General features: G+C 58.1%; 3 protein-coding genes and 1 pseudogene. 1 reads left to right on the forward strand and 3 read right to left on the reverse strand.

Features of this window, described 5'->3' with window-relative positions; translation table 11 throughout:
• Window positions 1-74 precede the first annotated feature (74 nt).
• Window positions 75-470 (forward strand): annotated as a pseudogene (locus tag BN871_RS27270) (hypothetical protein); the annotation flags it as partial.
• Here BN871_RS27270 and BN871_RS25680 read toward each other — a convergent pair.
• From BN871_RS25680 to BN871_RS25690, 3 genes are all read right to left on the reverse strand, one after another.
• Entirely contained in the window at window positions 467-1360 is an 894-nt protein-coding gene (locus BN871_RS25680) for a carbohydrate ABC transporter permease (protein ID WP_048749986.1), read from the reverse strand. The pseudogene BN871_RS27270 and the gene BN871_RS25680 sit on opposite strands and share 4 nt — an antisense overlap.
• A gap of 12 nt (window positions 1361-1372) precedes the next feature.
• Window positions 1373-2341, reverse strand: coding sequence for an ABC transporter permease subunit (locus tag BN871_RS25685; protein WP_048749987.1), 969 nt, complete (start codon window positions 2339-2341; stop codon window positions 1373-1375).
• 337 nt (window positions 2342-2678) lie between these two features.
• Window positions 2679-4127: a helix-turn-helix domain-containing protein gene (locus tag BN871_RS25690; protein WP_048749989.1), complete on the reverse strand. Its 1449-nt coding sequence runs from the start codon at window positions 4125-4127 to the stop codon at window positions 2679-2681.
• Window positions 4128-4181: the final 54 nt, after the last annotated feature.

Consider the following 4181-nt stretch of genomic DNA (forward strand, 5'->3'; position numbering starts at 1 on the left):
CAATTCAGAGTGCCACCCGAGGTGCTGGCAACTGAATTCAAGGGTTGCGCTCGTTGCGGGACTTAACCCAACCGGCCCAATCGATCGGCGAGCCGGGAACCCAGCTCACCATGCGTACCTTCCATACCGGCGGCGTTGCCGGCGACGGATCACGCAAGGTCTGCCGCGTATCCACGGAGCTCTTCGAGGCGCGTAACCCTAAAGGCCAAGCGATCATCAGCGAACTGGACGGCGTCGTGAAGAGCATTCGCGAAACGAAAGACCGCCGTGAGATTGAAGTTCAAGGCGAAGCCGAATCCAAAGTGTATCCGGTCAGCTACGGTTCCCGGATCCGCGTCATCGMAGGCCGACKGACAGCCGGCCAGAATCGCCACGGCGAGCCCTCCGACCAATCCCTGTTTCACCCATGCGTTTTTCACGTCTATTCCCCCTGTCGCATTATAGGGCAGACTTGCCTGTCTGCCGTCTAGCCTTTGATCGCGCCGACGAGAATGCCTTTTTCAAAAAATTTTGACAATAACGGATAAAGAATCAGCAGAGGCAGCGAGGATGCGACGACGATGGAGTACTTGATCCCTTCGCGCGCCATCATCCGCTGGCTGTACTGCTCGTCCACCGCGACCCCGAGCATGTCCTGCATGCTGTTTTTGATGAGGATTTCCCTCAGGAACAGCTGCAGCGGGAATTTGTCCCTGTCCGTCATGTAGATCAGAGAATCGAAGTAGGAGTTCCAGTGCCCGACTCCGTAGAACAGGATCATGACGGCGATGATCGGCATGGACAGCGGCAGCACGATTTTGAAGAGCAGCCGCCAGTCGCTGCAGCCGTCGACGAACGCGCTCTCCTCCAGCTCGACCGGAATCTGGGTCTGGAAGTAGGTCCTCATGATGATGAGGTTGAACACGCTGATGGCGCCGGGAAGGACAAGCACCCAGATGCTGTTCAGGATGCCGAGCGACTGGTTGACCAGGTAGGTCGGGATGAGGCCGCCGCTGAAAAACATCGTGAACGTGAACAGGAACGTGAACACGTTCTTGCCGTAGAACCGGCGGCGCGACAGCGGATAAGCGCCCAGGATCGTCATGAACACATTGATCGCCGTGCCGACCGTCGTATAGAGGATCGTATTGCGGTAGCCGATCCAGATATCGCCGTTCTCGAAGATCGCCTTGTAGCTTTCCAGATTGAAGCCCTGCGGCCAGACCAGCAGGAACGTATCGTAGATCCTTCGCGGATCCGAGACGGAGGCGAGAATGACGAATAAGAGCGGATACAAGAGTATGATCGTAATGAGCAGCACGAGCGTCAGGTTGACGGCCTCGAACGCTTTTTCTCCGGGCGTCTGCTTGATGGTATCCATGCGGATTCCTCCTTACCAGAGGCTGGTCTGTCCGGCCCGCTTGGCGATGGCATTGAACAGGATCAGCAGGATGAAATTGACGACGTTGTTGAACAGGCCTACGGCTGCGGAGAAGCTGTACTGGGCCTCCACGATTCCGCTCTTGTACATGTACGTGGAGATGACCTCGGATTTGGCGAGGTTCATGTCGGTCTGCATGAGCAGCACCTTCTCGAAGCCGACGTTCATCACCCCTCCGATGCTCATGATGGACAGGATCATGATCGTCGGCATGATGCCGGGAAGAGTCACATGCCAGATGCGCCGGAAGCGGCTTGCCCCGTCTATGTATGCGGCTTCATATTGATCCGGAGGAATGCCCGCCATCGCGGCCGTATAGATGAGGGACGACCAGCCGATGGACTGCCACAGGCCGGACCAGACGAACAGATGCCAGAAATGGGACGGGTTCGCCATGAAATCGATCGGAGAGCCGCCGAAGCGGGTGATGATTCCGTTGATGACGCCCGTAGTCGGGGAGATGAAGAAGAACAGGATGCCGACCGCCACGACGACCGAGATGAAATGCGGCGCGTAGGAGATCGTCTGCACGACGCTGCGCAGCCGCTTGCGCCTGATCTCGTTGAACATGAGCGCGAGGATGATGGGAGCCGGTATGCCGACAATCAGCCCGTAAACGCTGATGCCGAGCGTGTTCCGGAGAATGTCCCAGAAGAAGAAGGTGCGGAAGAAGCGGGTGAAATGCTCCAGCCCTACCCAGGGGCTTCCCGTAATTCCGAGAGCGGGCATGTAGTCCTTGAATGCGATCTGAATTCCATACAACGGCCAGAAATGCCAGATGACGAAATAAAAAAAGGCCGGTGCGATGATCAGGTACAAGCCGATATTTCGCTTCAGCTGTTTTCCAATCTCTGCGAGCCGGCGGGAAAAACCTTCGGCCGAGGGCTTTCGCGCCGTCTGGATTTCCATGCGTGCATCCATCTCCTTTTCCTTTAATTTGTTATGACAAATAAAAGGGTATAGGAATATTTGATAGTTGTATATAATGAATTAGTCCTATGAAAGCGGTTTAAATCGTTTATCGCTTTGATTCCCTTTATTTTCCTCATATTTGTTATGACATATAAAGGGAGGTTCGCCTGAATCCTTCTGGAATGACGATTTGAATCCGGGTCTTTGGGCCTAGATGAAAAAGAATGGCATGGATTCCACCGAATCAGCGGAATCCATGCCGTATCGATCTGGAGGCTTTCCTCCAGCGGGTTCAATTTGCTCGAGCAATTCCTGCCGCGGTCCGGGCAGCGGCAAGCGAGGCCCTTCAAGCGCCGGGTGTCGCGCTGCTGTCGGTTCCGATTTTGCGGAACTCATGCGGATTTTTGCCGTACACCTTGCGGAACAGCCGCGCGAAGTACGAGAAGTTGCCGTAGCCGAGACCGGCGGCGATCGCGCTTACGCTCTCGTCGGTCCCCGTCAGCCTCTGCGCGGCGGCGCGCATTTTTTCCTGCAGGATATAGTCGGTCAGCACCTTGCCCGTCTCCTTGCGGAACAAGCGCGACAGATAGGCCGGATTGAGGAACACATGCTCGGCCAGCTCTTCCCGGGTCACGTCGCGGTCCATATGGTCGGCGATGTACGCCTTGATCTGCCTCAGGACGGGACTTTCCGAACGGCGGGATTGAAGCAGGACGCCGATCTGGCCGAGCATGCCTTCCGACCAGGCGCGGAACCGCTGCACGGAACGGGTCGCGGCGCTGACGTCGAAGTCTTCCCGGTACTGATGCAGCATGAAGGCGGGAAAGCCCTTGCGGTGAAGCGTCAAGTACGCCGCCTGCATCAGGCCGTATGCATAGGCGGTCAGCGTCTCGACCGTCACGGCCGCGCCGGGCATGAGCAGCTCCTCGAGCCTTGCCCTCATCGACTCGATACCGCCTTGCTCCAGCAGGTCCGCCCATTCCAGGAGAGCTGTGGAATCGGGCTGCAGCGCGTCGGCATGCCGCTCCCCGCGGCTGGCGGCGCCGGCGGGAATGCTGCTCCAGGAAATGCTGACATTGCGGTATTCCTCATGCAGCAGGCCGAGATACTCCCCTCTGAGATTCTTGAGCGGAACCGCGTCTCCGATATACACGGACATTTTGCAGTAGAAATAGGTTCTGCAGGCTTCCCGGTACCGGTCGCACAGCTCCTCGAGCCGCTGCGCGGCCGCGCCTCCCTCATAGATTAGAATCAGGCTGTTGCCCCGGTAATCCTCGACGACGGCGCCCGGGAGCGATTCCAGCAAAATTTCCTCCGCCGCCTTGCGCAGGGCGAACTCCATGACGCGCTCATCCCGCTCGTCGATATCCTTCTCCCAATTCTCCACGCTGATCAGCAGCGGGCGGATGGTGCCGATGAGCTGCGCGTCGACATCCGCGGCCAGCCTGATCCGCTCCAGCCAGCTGGCGTCGGGACGTTCCCGGCCATCGAGCAGATCCTTCCAGTACCGCTCGGTCAACAGCGGCTTCTGTCCCTGCCACAGCTCCGCCAGCTGGTGGTAGCGCTCTCCTTCGTGGTCAGCCTGCCGCTGCTCCTCCACTTTGCGGCCGAGCGCCTGCAGCACCTGCTCCAGCTCCCGGTAAATGACCGGCTTCAGAATATAATCGCTTCCCCCCAGCTGAAGGGCCTTCTGGGCATAGCGGAATTCGGAATGGCAGGTGAGCACGACCGTCTCCAGCCTCATCCCCTCTTCCTTCACCCACTCCATCAGCTCCAGGCCGCTCTGCTCCGGCATCTCGATATCGCGATCATGATGTCGATGTCATGCTTCCGCAGCATCTCCTTGGCC

Source organism: Paenibacillus sp. P22 (genome assembly GCF_000469945.2).
GTDB classification, from domain to species: domain Bacteria; phylum Bacillota; class Bacilli; order Paenibacillales; family Paenibacillaceae; genus Paenibacillus_O; species Paenibacillus_O humicus.